This is a genomic window from Carboxylicivirga taeanensis (assembly GCF_051851475.1).
Lineage (GTDB): Bacteria > Bacteroidota > Bacteroidia > Bacteroidales > Marinilabiliaceae > Carboxylicivirga > Carboxylicivirga taeanensis.
In genome coordinates this window covers 20,563-36,616 of record NZ_JBPUSJ010000021.1, presented here as the reverse complement: position 1 = coordinate 36,616, position 16,054 = coordinate 20,563, and the positions used below count along the sequence as shown (strand labels likewise).

9 protein-coding genes are annotated in these 16,054 nt (G+C 44.4%); 1 reads left to right on the top strand and 8 read right to left on the bottom strand.

Annotation, left to right across the window (positions count from 1 at the left end; all coding sequences use genetic code 11):
• Nucleotides 1-1,050: 1,050 nt before the first annotated feature.
• Nucleotides 1,051-2,211 (bottom strand): tetratricopeptide repeat protein, encoded by a 1,161-nt coding sequence (locus tag ACSX1H_RS18220; protein WP_439185682.1) that lies wholly within the window; start codon nucleotides 2,209-2,211, stop codon nucleotides 1,051-1,053.
• Nucleotides 2,212-2,259: 48 nt separating this feature from the next.
• Nucleotides 2,260-4,788, bottom strand: a complete 2,529-nt coding sequence (gene gyrA, locus ACSX1H_RS18215) for a DNA gyrase subunit A (RefSeq protein WP_439185680.1) — start codon at nucleotides 4,786-4,788, stop codon at nucleotides 2,260-2,262.
• 344 nt (nucleotides 4,789-5,132) lie between these two features.
• Between gyrA and ACSX1H_RS18210 the strand changes: the two genes are divergently transcribed.
• A complete protein-coding gene (locus ACSX1H_RS18210; RefSeq protein ID WP_439185683.1) occupies nucleotides 5,133-7,646 on the top strand; it encodes an ATP-dependent Clp protease ATP-binding subunit in 2,514 nt (837 codons plus the stop codon).
• Nucleotides 7,647-7,769: 123 nt separating this feature from the next.
• Here ACSX1H_RS18210 and ACSX1H_RS18205 read toward each other — a convergent pair whose 3' ends face one another.
• From ACSX1H_RS18205 to mtnA, 6 genes are all read right to left on the bottom strand, one after another.
• A complete protein-coding gene (locus ACSX1H_RS18205) occupies nucleotides 7,770-8,645 on the bottom strand; it encodes a tetratricopeptide repeat protein (RefSeq protein WP_439185679.1) in 876 nt (291 codons plus the stop codon).
• 201 nt (nucleotides 8,646-8,846) lie between these two features.
• On the bottom strand, nucleotides 8,847-9,485 hold the full coding sequence (locus tag ACSX1H_RS18200) for a tetratricopeptide repeat protein (protein WP_439185678.1): 639 nt from the start codon (nucleotides 9,483-9,485) through the stop codon (nucleotides 8,847-8,849).
• Nucleotides 9,486-9,597: 112 nt separating this feature from the next.
• Nucleotides 9,598-10,902: a threonine synthase gene (gene thrC, locus ACSX1H_RS18195; protein WP_439185677.1), complete on the bottom strand. Its 1,305-nt coding sequence runs from the start codon at nucleotides 10,900-10,902 to the stop codon at nucleotides 9,598-9,600.
• 3 nt (nucleotides 10,903-10,905) lie between these two features.
• Entirely contained in the window at nucleotides 10,906-12,114 is a 1,209-nt protein-coding gene (locus ACSX1H_RS18190) for a cofactor-independent phosphoglycerate mutase (protein ID WP_439185676.1), read from the bottom strand.
• A gap of 119 nt (nucleotides 12,115-12,233) precedes the next feature.
• Entirely contained in the window at nucleotides 12,234-14,654 is a 2,421-nt protein-coding gene (gene thrA / locus ACSX1H_RS18185; protein WP_439185675.1) for a bifunctional aspartate kinase/homoserine dehydrogenase I, read from the bottom strand.
• A gap of 274 nt (nucleotides 14,655-14,928) precedes the next feature.
• The gene (gene mtnA / locus ACSX1H_RS18180; protein WP_439185674.1) at nucleotides 14,929-15,969 is read right to left on the bottom strand and encodes an S-methyl-5-thioribose-1-phosphate isomerase; all 1,041 of its coding nucleotides are present in this window, start codon (nucleotides 15,967-15,969) and stop codon (nucleotides 14,929-14,931) included.
• Nucleotides 15,970-16,054: the final 85 nt, after the last annotated feature.

Genomic DNA, 16,054 nt, shown 5'->3' with positions numbered 1-16,054 from the left:
TGTAAGTGTTCCCTTGCCTTCATCAAAAGGCGTTAAGACAATCAGGAATCAGAGCGTTAAGAAAGAAAAGCTGTTTGAGCGCAGCGAGTTCTTTTTCTTTTAGCGGCGAGTGCTGATTGTTAGCCATTTTGATGTGAGCAACAGTCCTTCTTGTTTACTTCTTCTGGCTGCAGAGAAGAAGTAAAAGCCTCTGCGGCTTGAGCAGAAAACATTAGCCCTGATGTCGGGCAGCATAAATACCGTTATTAGTTAAGTTTTTTTACTTAATAGGTAATAGATGCACTGAATTCTTGGAAGCTACAATGATTAAGAAGGCTGTACTACTCAGAGAAATGCCGACTAATTATCATAATATTAAATGTACAATTTTTGCTCCAATGACTTAACTAAACAAAATATTCAGCGCATTATTGGACTTGAAATTTTATACTCACCACACGAGGTTGGGTTATAATAACCAAACGGACTGCGGACTTTGAACTTCGGGCTTGAAACCTTATTATCTATTTAGGCTAACGCTTACCGAAATAATCGGACAAAAATTCATCGATATTTAGCCAGTTTCGGAGTTGGCGACGGTTTATAAGCATCCGGATTTGCTTTGTGCTATAGAGTTGTAATTGTGATTATTAACGGTACTTGTTGTGTATGCAGAGCTGTGCGGGAAGCACATTGAAGTGGATTTTTTGACCATCTGTACAGACAGCTGCCAAATATTGGATTCTAAGGGCCTTAAAATTTGGTCAGTCATTGCGTTTACTGATGCGCTGAAAATAGTTTAGCTCAATGGATGGATCAGTATGCGCAATTTAATCCTGCGCACATGCAGCTAGCTGAAGCTGTGAAATCCATTGGAACAGTGTTTGAAAAGAGTGCAGCCAATTTTTGACTGAACAACTATCATGGCCATTTGAGCTTATATAGACAAAACCATATTTATTATCTACTTATATATCAATACATTAACTTGTCCTATATTTGATATTATGTTATTTCTATAGATATAAAAATAGCCGGACGAACCGGCTACTCTTAATCTTGTATTTTAGCTTAGTTTAAAGCGTCTAATTTAGCTTTCACCTCATTGTATTTGTCCATTCTCTCAAAACGGTAATACAAGCCTTTAAGCGTTTCTAAAACAGCGGCTTCTTCAGGCTGCACTTCGTGGGCACGCTCCATGTATGGCAATGACTTTTCCCAGAACTCATTGGCCACTTTCATAGCCGCGTTGAATTCTTTCGTCGTTGTTTTGTCATTGGCCACGTTTTGCTGCTCAACACCTTTGTTGTAATAGATAACACCAATGTTATACAGTGAGTTAAAGAAATCACCATCTATCTCAAGACACTTCTCATAGTTTTTGATGGCCTGATCTTTATCGATGTTCTCGTACAATACACCGCGGGCGTAATAGAATGATGGATTCTCTGGATCCTTCTCAACAGCTGTATTCAGGTACTCCAGAGCCGCATCGTTCTGCTGAGCATCCAGATAGTACTGAATCAGCGTTGTTAAGATACGCTCGTCTTCAGGGTATTTCTGGAAACCACGCTGCAGGTTTGGTGCAATTTTAGCACTGTCGCCCGCTGCATCAAACACTTGATCCAACAGCAGCACAGCATCTCCACCACCATATCCCATGTCAATCGACTGGTTGAAGTACTCCTCAGCTTTGGTCCAGTTCTTAGCGTTGTAAGCAGCTAAGGCACAGTTATAAACGATGGCCGTATCAATACCAGGTTCGTCTTGCTGGAACATTGGCAACTCATTGAAGTACAATACATTTTCGAAGGCAAACAGTGCCTGGTTGAAATCTTCTGTATTAAATCCTTCGATACCAGAGTTGGTCAGGTCAGGCTTAAAGAATGTCAGCTGTAGCTTAATATCCTTTTCGTATTTACCAATGCCTTTCCCTTTGTGATCACCTTTCTGATCCAGCTCAATGGCTTTCTTATAAAAGTCAACGGCTTTTTTAATGCCGTCAGCATCTTTCCCTGCTTTTGACAGTTCGGTATACACTTTGGCAGCAACAATGTATGTTTTAGGCCAGTCCACCGATTTTTCATGCTCAAGGGCCTGGTCAATAGCTTTTTTTGCAGCTTCCAGATCATTTGTTTCCAAATAACCGTTTGCCGCCGATACTTTACCTTTCTGGGCAAAGGCAGCTGAGATGCTGAAAATTAAAATTGCGAATAGCGCTAATCTTTTCATTTCAAAAAGTTTTAGATTGATTTTGTGAGGCAAATATAGTATTTATCCTCATTCGTTAGTTTGTTCACTCGTATTTTCAGTAATGGCATCATCGATATCGTCCTGATCAAAAGCGTCTTTTTCCAATGCCGCCTCTGAGGTTACCTTGGCAACCGATGCGATTTCATCCTGCTTTTTCGACAGGTTAATTAATCGAACTCCCTGAGTAGCCCGACCCATAACTCGCATCTCACTTACAGATAAACGAATAGCAATTCCTGAACGATTGATAATCATTAAATCATTATCATCGGTTACGTTCTTTATGGTGATAAGCTCGCCGGTTTTTTCGCTGATGTTCATGGTTTTTACACCTTTACCTCCACGATTGGTCACCCGGTAATCTTCAGTCTTGGAACGTTTTCCGTAACCTTTTTCCGATACCACCAAAATATCTTCTTTTTCTGTATCTTTCACACAAACCATGCCAACTACCTCGTCTTCGGGCGATGCCAGCGTGATGCCGCGTACACCGGAGCCGGTACGACCGATACAGCGTGCTTGTGTTTCGTTAAAGCGGATGGCTCTGCCTGAGCGTGTTGCCATTAATATTTCCGATTGGCCATTGGTCAGACGTGCTTGCAACAGCTCATCGTTTTCTTTAATGGTAATAGCATTAACACCATTCACACGTGGACGCGAATAATCTTTCAACAAGGACTTCTTCACCACACCCTTTTTGGTACCCATCATGATGTAATGTGAATTGATGTAATCCTCATCATTGAGCTTTTTCACCTTGATGAATGCTTTCACGGTATCATCCGGATCGATATTCAACAGGTTTTGAATGGCGCGTCCTTTGGCATTCTTCGTGCCTTCAGGAATCTCATATACTTTTAACCAGAAACAGCGGCCTTTCTTGGTGAAAAACAGCATGGTGTTGTGCATAGAGGCCGGATAGATGTGCTCGATAAAATCCTCGTCGCGTGTGGTTGATCCTTTGGATCCCACTCCACCCCTGTTTTGTGTTTTAAACTCAGTCAGTGGCGTCCGTTTCACATAGCCCAGGTGCGAGATGGTAATGATCATCTCCTCATCGGCATAGAAATCTTCCGGGTTGAACTCTTCTGAACTGTACACAATATCGGTACGACGATCGTCACCGTATTTACTTTTTATAACTTCCAGCTCTTCCCGGATAATGGTCATGCGCAGTTCAAAGTTGGCCAGAATTTCTTTTAGGTGAGCAATCTCTTTCATCAGCTCATCGTATTCGGCGCGCAGTTTATCCTGCTCCAGACCGGTCAACTGGCGCAATCGCATTTCAACGATGGCGCGGGCCTGAATATCTGTTAGTTCAAAGCGGCTAATCAGGTTCTCCCGGGCCTGGTCCGGTGTTTGGGCGGCGCGGATAATTTTGATCACTTCATCAATATTATCGCTGGCAATAATCAAACCTTCCAGGATATGGGCCCGTTTTTCGGCCTGATCCAATTCGTATTGAGTACGACGGGTCACTACATCGTGGCGGTGCTCCACAAAGCATTTAATAAGACCTTTGAGGTTGAGCAGTTGTGGACGGCCATTCACCAGGGCAATATTGTTCACCCCGAAAGAGGTTTGCATGGCCGTGTACTTGTACAAGTGATTCAGCACCACATTGGCAATGGCATCTCTCTTTAGATCAATGACGATGCGCATTCCATGGCGGTCCGATTCATCATTCACATTGGAGATGCCATCGATCTTCTTCTCATTGACCAGATCGGCAATCTTCATGATCAGCTCGGCCTTATTCACCAGGTAAGGAATTTCGGAGATGATGAGCTTCTCACGACCGTTGGCTTCCATCTCAATATCTGTCTTGGCACGGATAACCACTCGACCTTTACCGGTATGGAAGGCATCCTTCACACCCTGATAGCCATAAATAGTACCACCTGTCGGAAAGTCAGGTGCTTTAATAATATCGATGAGCTCATCAATTTCTATATCGTTATTATTAATATAGGCGATGGTGGCATCGATGGTGTCGCGCAGGTTATGGGGCGGCATATTTGTAGCCATACCCACTGCAATACCTGAAGCACCGTTAACCAGTAAGTTAGGAACGCGCGTTGGCATCACGGTGGGCTCCTGAATCGAATCGTCAAAATTCAGCTGAAAATCAACCGTATTCTTATCGATATCTACCAGCATTTCTTCAGCCAGCTTATTTAAGCGGGCCTCGGTATAACGCATGGCAGCAGGGCTATCACCATCAACCGATCCGAAGTTTCCTTGTCCATCAACCAAAGGATAGCGCAATGACCAGTCCTGGGCCATCCTTACCATGGCAAAGTAAACCGATGAATCACCATGCGGGTGGAACTTACCAAGTACCTCTCCCACGATTCTGGCAGATTTTTTATACGGTTTATTGGCTGCTAATCCCAGCTCACTCATCCCATACAAAACACGGCGGTGAACCGGTTTCATTCCATCACGAACATCAGGTAAGGCACGCGAAACAATCACCGACATCGAATAATCGATGTAGGCGGACTTCATCTCTTCCTCAATGTTGATTTTAATTATTTTTTCTCCTTCAGTCATTTATGAGTTTGTTTTATTATAATCTAATACAATAAAAAATGGCTTGGATCAGCCATTTTTTGAACGCACTAATTTAAGTAATTTCAGTCAGATGAGAAAACGATTGACGACACATTTTATCAACAGGAAGCAAGCCGCTAACAGGCAGGATTGTTTAAAAGAAGTTTTGATTATTGGCGGGAGAATAATTAATTTCAACCATTGAGAGAATCCTGCCCATATGTCAGGTTTTTTAAATAAACTCAGACAATATAATGTATTGCACGATTCTTGTCAGTATTTTTGGGCTATCTGGCAAACAAGAGGCCGATCAGCTTGTTTTAATAATGATTCTAAACGATTATATGGATTTAAACTTTTCGCCACGTATTAAAGACGTGATATCATATAGTAAGGAAGAAGCAGAACGTTTAGGCAATCGTTTCATTGCCCCGGAGCATATGCTTTTAGGTATTTTACGTGATGGTGAAGGTGTTGCAATGGAACTATTACAGCGCCACAGTGCCGATATACCACGTATTAAAAGTGCTTTGGAAGAACACTTGCGTGAAGAAGAAGCCATTCAGAGCGATAACCTGCCGTTGTTGCAATCAACTGAACGTGTTTTGAAACTGGTGCATCTGGAAGCTAAATCCTTAAAAAGTGACCGTATTAATACAGGCCATCTACTAATCGCCCTTTTAAAAGAGAAGAGCAGTATAATTTGGGAAATTATGGCAGAAGAAAATATTGATTACCAGAAGGTGAAAGACCTGCTTGAGCAGGAAGCCCCTTTGGCTAAAGCCGATTATCCGGAAGATGATGATCAGGACAGTCCTTTTTCAGGCTCTTCCTCAGGGGCTGGCGAAGGCAGTAAGGCAAGCGCCAAAGCAGGTTCTGATACACCGGTGCTGGATAATTTTGGCATTGACATTACCAAGGCCGCCGAGGAAAACCGCCTCGATCCGATTGTGGGCCGGGAGAAAGAGATTGAGCGCCTGGCGCAGATTCTCAGTCGCAGAAAAAAGAATAATCCGATATTGATTGGTGAGCCGGGCGTTGGTAAATCGGCTATTGCCGAAGGTCTGGCTTTGCGCATCAACGAAAAGAAGGTGTCGCGGGTGCTGTTCGACAAGCGCGTGGTAACGCTGGATCTGGCTTCAATTGTTGCCGGCACCAAGTACCGTGGTCAGTTTGAAGAACGGATGAAAGCCATTCTTAATGAGTTGAGTCGTAACCCGAACATCATCCTGTTTATTGATGAGATACACACCATTGTTGGTGCAGGAGGTGCTACCGGTTCGCTGGATGCTGCCAACATGCTTAAACCTGCGCTGGCACGGGGTGAGATTCAATGCATTGGCGCAACAACCCTTGATGAGTATCGCCAGCACATTGAGAAAGATGGCGCTTTAGAGCGACGCTTTCAGAAAGTGATGGTGGAGCCAACCACCATTGAGGAAACCATCGAAATACTGAATAATATTCGGGAGAAGTACGAAGATCACCACAATGTGAACTACACCCCCGAAGCGGTTGAGGCCTGTGTGAAGCTAACAGAACGCTATATCTCTGATCGTCACCTGCCCGATAAGGCCATTGATGCTTTGGATGAAGCAGGTTCGCGGGTACACATTTCCAACATTGTAGTGCCGGAGACCATCCTGAAAATCGAGCAGGAGATTGATGAAATCAAGGAGAATAAAATAAAAGCCGTTAAGGCACAGAATTTTGAGCTGGCGGCTAGTTTCCGCGATAAGGAAAAAGGCTTGCTGGATGAGCTGGAAAATGCCAAAAACAAGTGGGAAGAAGAGCTGTTGCAACACCGCGAAAGTGTGGATGCTGAAAAAGTGGCAGAAGTAGTAGCCATGATGACAGGTATTCCGGTGCAGCGTGTGGCCCAGGCCGAAGGATTCCGTTTGCTAAAAATGGGAAAAGAGCTCAACGGCACTGTGATTGGGCAGCAAACAGCCATTGAAAAAATAGTGAAGGCGATCCAGCGCAACAGAGCCGGACTAAAAGATCCCAACCGCCCTATTGGTTCATTTGTATTTTTGGGACCTACGGGAGTTGGAAAAACGCACCTGGCCAAAGTGCTGGCGAAGTACCTTTTTGACTCAACCGATGCGCTGATACGTATCGACATGAGTGAGTACATGGAGAAGTTTTCGGTATCGCGACTGGTTGGTGCCCCTCCGGGATATGTAGGCTACGAAGAGGGTGGTCAGTTAACCGAAAAGGTGCGCCGTCGCCCTTATGCAGTGGTGCTTCTTGATGAAATTGAAAAAGCTCACCCTGATGTCTTCAACCTGCTGCTTCAGGTACTCGATGAGGGCCGCTTAACCGATAGTTTAGGTCGCAAGGTGGACTTTAAGAACACCATCATCATCATGACTTCGAATATTGGAACACGCGAATTGAAAGATTTTGGCCGCGGGGTTGGTTTTACACCATCCAGCAGTATTTCGGATCGCGATCATGCCAAAGGGGTGATTGAAAAAGCACTGAAAAAGGCTTTTGCTCCAGAATTCATTAACCGTATTGATGACGTACTTATTTTCAATAACCTGGAGAAAGACGATATCCATAAAATTATTGATATTGAACTGAAAGGGCTGTATTCACGAGTGGAATCATTGGGGTATCAACTAGAACTTTCTGATAAAGCGAAGGATTTTATTGCCTCCAAAGGTTATGATGTGCAGTATGGTGCGCGTCCGCTAAAGCGGGCCATTCAGAAATACCTGGAAGATGAAATGGCTGAGGTCATTATTCAGGCATCGGTTTCTGAAGGAGATATCATTCGGGTGGATTACGACGATGCAGAAGAGAAGATTACTACTGAAATTATAGAGCTATCGAAAAAGAAAGACAATTAGAAGATGGCTTATTGAATATTGAATCCAAAAAAAAGCTGCGGTAACGCAGCTTTTTTTGTTTTACAGGTCCAAAAACCTGTTTAATTCATTACCATCCAGATGGATGCACTCATATAAGTGCTCCTATTGCAAAAGCGCGGCCATCTGAGCGGCCTTCTCCTCCATTTTCAAGCGGCGATAAGCCACACTTAAACAACTGATGATCGCTTTATCATTGGATGAAAAACCGTGTGCTTTTTCCAGATATGGCAGGGCCTTTTTATAGCCCCGGGCAATCTCTTCGAGTTTCTTGGTTGAATTGTGATAATCCATTCGACTGGGACTCTTCAGCGCTTCATAGCGTTTTGTTTCTTTCTCGTAGAGGTAGTCGGTTAGCTTGAAGTAGATAACGCCCAGCTTCTTAATGCTGTTTTTATGGTTGGGGCGCAATGCCACTACCTTTTCCAGCTCCTCTGTGGCCTTCTGGTAATCTTTGAGCCGTTCATAGGCCGAGCCAAGCAGGTAGTGGTAGGTGTAGTTATTAGGCTCCACCTGAAGAGCGGCATTTAAACACTCTACAGCCTGATCGTACTGTCCTGAATTAAAATAAAGGTAACCCAATTTTTTTGTGAACTCCGCCTGTTGGTCAGGGAATAGCTCCTTGCCTTTCAGCAAAGCCTGCTCGGCCTTGTCAAACTGCCCGGCGCCGGCCTGTGCATCGCCTAAGGCGGCATACAAGTCCGCTTCACTGTAGTTGTTGGATTGAGCTTTCTCCAACATGCTTAGCGCCTTGCTGTAGTTTTTAACTTTCACATAATTCTGCCCGGCTTTGAAGAAGGAGAAGGCATCCATCTGTCCGTTAGCTTCATATAAATTGGCTGCTTTTTCGTATAGTTCCGCCGCCGCCAGGTACTGCATCCTGCTCTCCTGCATAATGGCATCACTTTTCATCACATCGGCATTTTGAGCCATACTAATGCTCACACAGGCGAGCAACATCACTGTTAAGAGTTGTTTCATTCGAATCTTGTTTTTAGGGGTTGAGCTGCAAAAATAGTTGAGTTGCGTTAAATTTTAGTAAAAAATGGTATAAAATCTTCTCAAACCTCCATGTTTACCGGGGATTGGTGTTTTGAAGGACTTGCCTGCACCTGGGATTCAAACAAAAAAAAGCGACAGGTAAAGGTTACCTGCCGCTCAATGTCTTTGTTGGTAAAGCAATTAGCTTGCTAAGAATGTGTCAATTCCTTCTAAAATTGCTTTAGCATTTTTGTTAGCAGCATCAAATTCCAAGGCTTTCTTAGAGAATTCGCTTGACTGATCAAATACCGTTTTTGCTTTTTCTTTAATAGCATCCCACTGATCGCGGTTACCATCCACACGGGTATTCAGAATCTCCTGACCTTTTACGTAATACTCATTACTTTCTTTCACGTAATAAACAGCCAACATTTTTTTCATGTGACCTACGTATTTACTGGTGCTGTAATTTTCAATACCGGCTAAAAGCACTTTTTCCATCTCCGCATCCATATCGCGGCTTTTCAATGAAGATGCGATGTAGTATGTTGAAACATCAGCCTTGTAATTTAACTTTACAGCCTCCTCGTAATATTTTTGCGCCTTTTCGTAGTTTTTGATTTTGCGGGCGCAGGTAGCTGCGTTATAGATCATTGCGTTATCCATTTCCTCATCACCCCAAGCTGCGATTGCCTTCTCAAACAATTCCAGGGCACCTTTATAGTTTTTGGACCTTAACGCATCGTTCCCTTGGTTTTTAAACTCGGCCGCACTTTCTTCCTGAGCAAACGCCCCGAAAGCAATCATTAACACAAAGGATAAAGTTGCTAAATACTTCATAACAATACTCTTTTTTATCTTCTATTTATTGATACAATTGATTGAACGGGGGTAAAAATAGCTTTTTTTTAAAAATATCTTAAAGATTAGCACCATTTTTTAACACATGCGCTTATTCAGTGCTCCCCGACCGCAAAACACTGACCAGATCATCGTACTGTGCAGAAGTTGATTGCACCTGCTTTGTCCCATTCATAAAACTTTTCAAACGCGCAGGCTGTTCAACCGTTTGATCAATCATCTTCTCAACAGTTTCGGGAAACTTGGCAGGATGAGCAGTAGCCAGGAAGATACCATGCGTATCAGGTTCCTTCTGCTGCGTTAAGGCATAATAGGCAATGGCACCATGGGGATCCAGCACATAGTTATAATCCGCAAATACCTCAGATATGGTGGAGAAAATATGAGCATTGTCAACTGCCAGTCCGTCAATTGCGGCCTGCACAGATGCCAGCTGATGTTTAAACAGCTCCTGAATGCGCACAAAATTACTGGGATCGCCAACGTCCATTGCATTGGCCGGTGTAGCAATACTGGGCGCCGGCTCATAACTACCCGTCTGCAGGTAGTTGGGAACAATTGCATTGCTATTGGTAGCTGCAATAAATCGTTTGACGGGCAGGCCCATCTGACGGGCAATTAATCCGGCAGTTAGATTACCGAAATTGCCACTGGGAACACTCATCATGCAATTTTCGTGCCCCTGCTTGACTGCCTGTGCATAGCCATAAAAGTAATAGACCATCTGCGGTAAAAAGCGTGCAAGGTTAATGGAGTTGGCCGATGTTAAAGTCATGTCGCGTTTCAGGGCATCGTCCATAAAAGCGGTTTTCACCAGGCGCTGGCAATCATCAAAGGTCCCGTCTACTTCAATGGCCGTGATGTTCTGGCCAAGGGTGGTAAACTGCTTTTCCTGCACCTCTGATACCAAACCTTTGGGATACAGCACAAAGACCTTGACCCCTTTGACGCCTAAAAAGCCATTGGCTACGGCACTGCCTGTATCGCCGGAGGTAGCCACCAGTACATGGATATCTTTGGTAGTCTGTTGGGTGAAGTAGGCCATCACGCGCGCCAAAAACCGCGCTCCCACATCTTTAAAGGCCAGAGTTGGACCATGAAACAGTTCCAGGGCAGATAGGTCGTTTGAAACCGGCACCAATGGGATCGGAAAATTAAACGCTTCTGCGGTTAATGTCTTAAAAAGGGGCTCGGGTATATCCGGACAAAAAAAGTGCTTCAGGGTTTCAAAGCCTATTTCTCCCAGTGACATATGAGGCAGATCCTGCCAAAACTTAGGAGATAGAACCGGTATCGACTCTGGCATAAAGAGTCCCTTGTCGGCCGCGAGTCCGTTGAGCACGGCCTCTTTAAGCTCACTTTTCAGCAGGTGATTATTTGTACTATAAAATTGCATCTTCTATTGTTTACCGGATAATAATACGTTCATAAACTCGGTCAGCTGCAGGGATCCTATTGCCCCTTCCCTCACCGACTCCTCATTGTACTCCAGTACTTTATCTGGCGCCTGACCGGGGCGGTAAATCATGAATGGCACCAGATCACGCGTATGCGTCCGTATCTCGCAAGGGGTTGGGTGATCGGGTAAAAAAGCAACAGTCAGGTCCTTGGGATGCTTATCCAGGTACTGCAATACCGGCTTAACAACTTTCTGATCGATGTCCTCCAGTGTTTTAATTTTAAGGTCCACATCACCCTCGTGCCCGGCTTCATCTGGTGCTTCGATGTGCAGAAATACATACTGCTTGTCTTTTAGTGCCTGCAAGGCCGCTTCAGCCTTACCACTGTAATTGGTTGTGTAAAGGCCGGTTGCCCCATCAACATGCACAGATTCTAAACCTCCCAGCTTGCCCAGACCATGGATCAGATCAACCGCTGAAATGACCACGCCATTATCAATGCCATACAATTCTTTCAATGTGGGCATGGCGGGCCTGAATCCGGGTGACCAGGGCCAAATCATGTTCGCAACAGCTTTACCAGACGCCCGGCGCTGCACATTGATTGGGTGATCGGTTAACAGCTCATTGGATGCAAACATTAGCTGACGCAATAGTTTGGCGGTAGCATTCGTTTCAAAAGGCTTTGGCAGCACTGTTTCAACAAATTCGCCCGGTACATCGTGTGGCGGCGTGCACTGAACGCCTGCCAGCCCATTTTTAATGACCAGCACATGGCGGTAGCTGACGCTTTTATAAAATCGAACCTGCTCATTACCCAGATAATCATTTAAAACAGCAATGAGCTCAGCGGCCTCTTCTGTCGAAATATGACCGGCAGAATGATTCAGTAGCTTAGCTGCCTCTACAGTGACCAGGTTGCATCGCAAGACTAAATCATCCGGCTCTGCTTTAATGTTAAGTGCTTCTGCTTCCAGCACACCTCTTCCCTGATAGTATTTCTCAGCATCATATCCCATAATGGTCATGTTGGCCACTTCACTGCCCGGATGTAACGAGTCGGGGACTGTTTTAAGTAAGCCGCAGCTGGACTTTTGACAAAGCTGATCGATATGTGGTGTATTAGCCACCATCATGGGGGTTTTATTTCCCAGGCGCTGAATGGGTAGGTCAGCAAAACCATCGGCCAATATTACTAGGTATTTCATGTGTTTATTTTATATTGTTCAACTGCCTCATGAAACTCACTAACCGAATCACCTGACTAACTGTTAGATGATTTGCAAGGGTTTGTTTCAGGCATTCAATTTTCTGCACTAACGGCCACCTAAAGGTTAGCAACTTTAATGATATCAGCAAATACACCAGCAGCTGTTACATCGGCTCCTGCGCCGTAGCCTTTAATTTCCATTGGGTGCTCGTAATAATAATCGGAGCGCAGAATTACTTTATTATTGCTATCTGCCAGGTTGTAAAACGGATGATTGGCAGCCACTTCAACAAATCCTACCTTAGCTCTTCCTTCTCTGAAAGAAGCTGTGTAGCGCAGAACCCGGCCATTGGCCTCGGCATTACTGCGCATCTGCTCAAAAGTGGCATCGTATGTCTTTAGGCGATTGATAAAGGCATCAACCGACTCATCGGTAAAATATTCAACCGGCACAAAAGGTTCCAACTCTACGTGCTGCTCCTCAATGGGGTATTCACTTTCCCGGGCCAGAATCAGCAGTTTGCGTAAAACATCTGTTCCTTTGAGATCGATACGCGGATCTGGCTCACTATATCCCAATCGCATCGCCTCTTCAACAACCGTTGACAGCGGCTTTTCGGCATTAACCGTATTTACAATGTAATTGAGCGTTCCGGAAAGAACAGCTTCCAGCTGCAAAATACGATCGCCACTCTGTATCATGCCATTGATGGTATTGATGATAGGCAGCCCGGCTCCCACATTGGTTTCGAACAGGTACTTCACCCCTTTTTGTCTGGCAGTTATTTTCAGTTGCTCGTAGCTGGCATAGCTCGACGAACCGGCTATTTTATTGGCGGTTACCACCGAAATGTTGTTTTCGAGTAGTTGCTGGTATTTGCCGGCAACCACTTCGCTGGCTGTACAGTCTACAAACACACTGTTTGAGTGGTTATTGGCCAGAATTTGTTCAACAAACTGGTCGATGGAACCCGGGCTGGCTTTTTCTAAAGCACTCATGGCTGATGAAAGTTCCAGGCCTCGTTCGCTAAAAATCATTTGTTTAGAATTAGCTAAGCCCACCAAACGGATACTTAAGCGCTCGGTTTTCAAAAGGCGCTTTGATTGCCGCTCTATTTTTTCCAGCAGATTTTTCCCCACAGTACCAACACCAACAAGATACAAATGGATGGCCTGGTATTCACTCAGGAAAAAGGCTTCGTGCACCACATTGAGGGTCTTTCGCAGGTCGCGCTCGTGCACCACAAAAGAAATATTGAGTTCAGAAGCGCCCTGGGCTATGGCATAAATATTGACGCCATTTCGACCGATATCACTAAATAACTTCCCCGACACGCCAGGCGCATGTTTCATCCCCTCGCCTACAATGGCCACAACAGCCATGTCTCTTTCTACTGTAACACCATTGATTTCGCGTCGATTCATCTCTTTTTCAAACTCTTTGACCAGCACCAGACGGGCCAATTCGGCGTCAGCCGCCGTCAGAACCACACTGATACTGCTTTCGCTCGACGCCTGAGAGATGAGGATAATATTAATTGCCTGTCCGGCCAGTGCCCTAAACATGCGCATGGCAATGCCCGTGCTGCCAATCATCCCATTGCCCTGTAAGGTAATTAATACCACTTCCTTAATGGATGATAAACCCTTTACATCTTGTCGGTTATCGGTCTCATGACTTATTAAAGTTCCCTTAGCTGCCGGATTAAAGGTGTTTTTAACCTTGATAGGTATCTGCTTTTGCAGAACCGGAAGTATGGTTGGTGGGTAGATGACTTTTGCACCAAAGTGAGACAATTCCATCGCTTCGTTATAGCTCAGGTGGTCAATGCAGTAGGCTCTCTTAATTACACGCGGATCGGCCGACATGAACCCATCTACATCCGTCCATATCTCCAAACACTCAGCATCTAGCCCAGCTGCCAATAAAGCGGCTGAATAGTCAGAACCACCACGACCCAGTGTGGTGGTATCGCCATCGGTGTTAGATGCAATAAAGCCAGGAAAAATATTGAGGTGACCCAGCGAGAATTTAAGCTCGGCAATGGCCTGCATCGTTTCATTGAGTTTAACCTGATGTCCTTTCCCATTAGGTTCAGTGACAATAAACTGCCGACTATCAAACAACTTTGCGGAGCCAATGTACTGACTCAAAAAAACAGATGATAAACGTTCGCCGATCCCCACAATGCTATCATAACTTTTCTGACTCAACTCTTTGGTCAGACTAACGCCCTGCAATATACGCTGAAGATCTTGCCATACATTGTTACACTGCTTATTCACTAGTTCGTGCAGTTCAGGCTCAAACAATTCATTGGCAATTTGCTCGTGCACCTGCATCACGTTGGATAATAAAGGCGTATAGTCAGCACCTTGAACTGCCTTTTCAGCTGTTTTGACCAGCATATCAGTAACACCTCCAACTGCCGACACCACCACCACAAGTTTTTCTGGTGACTTTGTCAGCACCTCTCTAACCTTTTTAATAGCTGAAGCGCTTCCCATTGAAGTGCCACCAAATTTTAAAACTTTCATAAAAGGAGTTTAACAAAATTATGATGGCTATTTAAACTGCCTCAGCAGCATTAAATAAACCAACTAAATAAATTATAACTATGAAATGACCTGATGAAATAAAACTTATACCCCCTCAGGGGTTGTGGTAGAGGTTTTGCTATTTAGAATAAAATAATTCATCAGTATTTGGCTTGTAAATAAGTAAATTCATTTCAAAAATAGGGATAAATAATTTAAATCAAAATTATCCACCCCTATTTTTTTATAATTTATAACCAAGCATCATCAATACCTACTCCCGTTCATTATAACTTTTCAGGTCGTCTGGGCGAATTAGCCCCTTATTGGTAATAAACGCCGTAATATAGCGGGCAGGTGTAACATCAAAAGCCGGATTGAGTCCTTTTGAATCCGGTGCTGCCATTCTTATTCTTCGCATCACTCCCTGGGCATCAGGTCCCTCGTGGTAAAGTAATTCATCATCACTGCGCTCTTCGATAATGATATCTTGCCCTGAGGCCGTACTGAAATCAACCGTGCTAAAAGGGGCAGCAACATAAAAAGGGATTCCGAACTCTTTGGCTAGAATTGCTTTTTCCAGAGTCCCAATTTTATTGGCTACATCCCCATTGGCAGTAATTCTGTCGGCACCGGTTATGACCATATCCACCTTTCCCTTTGACATGTAAAAGGCGGCCGAATTATCAGCAATAATGCGGTGTTCAACATTATTCTGAGATAGCTCGTAGGCAGTCAGGCGCGCTCCTTGTCCTCTCGGACGGGTTTCGTCGACATAAACAAAAGGCTGCTTGCCAGCTCTTTGGGCAGCATATATTGGAGAAATTGCCGAGCCAAAGTCTACAAAAGCCAACCAACCCGCGTTGCAATGCGTTAATATGCGACACGAAGAGTGAATCAAAGGATTACCAAACTCGCCTATCAGGCGACAATTTTCAGCATCTTCATCGGCGATTTGTTGAGCCATGCTAACGGCTAAATCTTTCTGCTCTTTTCCAGCATTAAACACTTTAGCTGTTGCATAAAATAAATTAACAGCCGTCGGGCGGGTCGCTTCAATATAGGCTCTTGCCTGTACCACCTGCTCCCAGTTAGCTGCATCTACAATGGCCTGAGCCATAGCAAACCCGGCTGTAGCGCCAATAGCTCCAGCTCCTCTTACCGTCATATTGCGTATGGCTTCAGCAGTGTCCTTATAAGTATCGAAATGAACCACCTCAAACTCAAAAGGCAATTTCACCTGGTTAATCATCGCTACCCGGTTTTTGTCTTTTTCGTACCAAACGGTTCTATAATGTTGATTTTCAATGAGCATATCTTGTCTTTTTAGTAGTCTGTGGATAAGATAATCGCCTGCCATTTACTTTACTTTGGCCGGCAATTTTTGTAAATTAAATACA

What these genes read in the sequence shown, in the direction of transcription:
- ACSX1H_RS18220 (WP_439185682.1), bottom strand. Translation starts at nt 2,211, where the DNA reads ATGAAAAGATTAGCGCTATTCGCAATTTTAATTTTCAGCATCTCAGCT.
- gyrA (WP_439185680.1), bottom strand. Translation starts at nt 4,788, where the DNA reads ATGACTGAAGGAGAAAAAATAATTAAAATCAACATTGAGGAAGAGATG.
- ACSX1H_RS18210 (WP_439185683.1), top strand. Translation starts at nt 5,133, where the DNA reads ATGGATTTAAACTTTTCGCCACGTATTAAAGACGTGATATCATATAGT.
- ACSX1H_RS18205 (WP_439185679.1), bottom strand. Translation starts at nt 8,645, where the DNA reads ATGAAACAACTCTTAACAGTGATGTTGCTCGCCTGTGTGAGCATTAGT.
- ACSX1H_RS18200 (WP_439185678.1), bottom strand. Translation starts at nt 9,485, where the DNA reads ATGAAGTATTTAGCAACTTTATCCTTTGTGTTAATGATTGCTTTCGGG.
- thrC (WP_439185677.1), bottom strand. Translation starts at nt 10,902, where the DNA reads ATGCAATTTTATAGTACAAATAATCACCTGCTGAAAAGTGAGCTTAAA.
- ACSX1H_RS18190 (WP_439185676.1), bottom strand. Translation starts at nt 12,114, where the DNA reads ATGAAATACCTAGTAATATTGGCCGATGGTTTTGCTGACCTACCCATT.
- thrA (WP_439185675.1), bottom strand. Translation starts at nt 14,654, where the DNA reads ATGAAAGTTTTAAAATTTGGTGGCACTTCAATGGGAAGCGCTTCAGCT.
- mtnA (WP_439185674.1), bottom strand. Translation starts at nt 15,969, where the DNA reads ATGCTCATTGAAAATCAACATTATAGAACCGTTTGGTACGAAAAAGAC.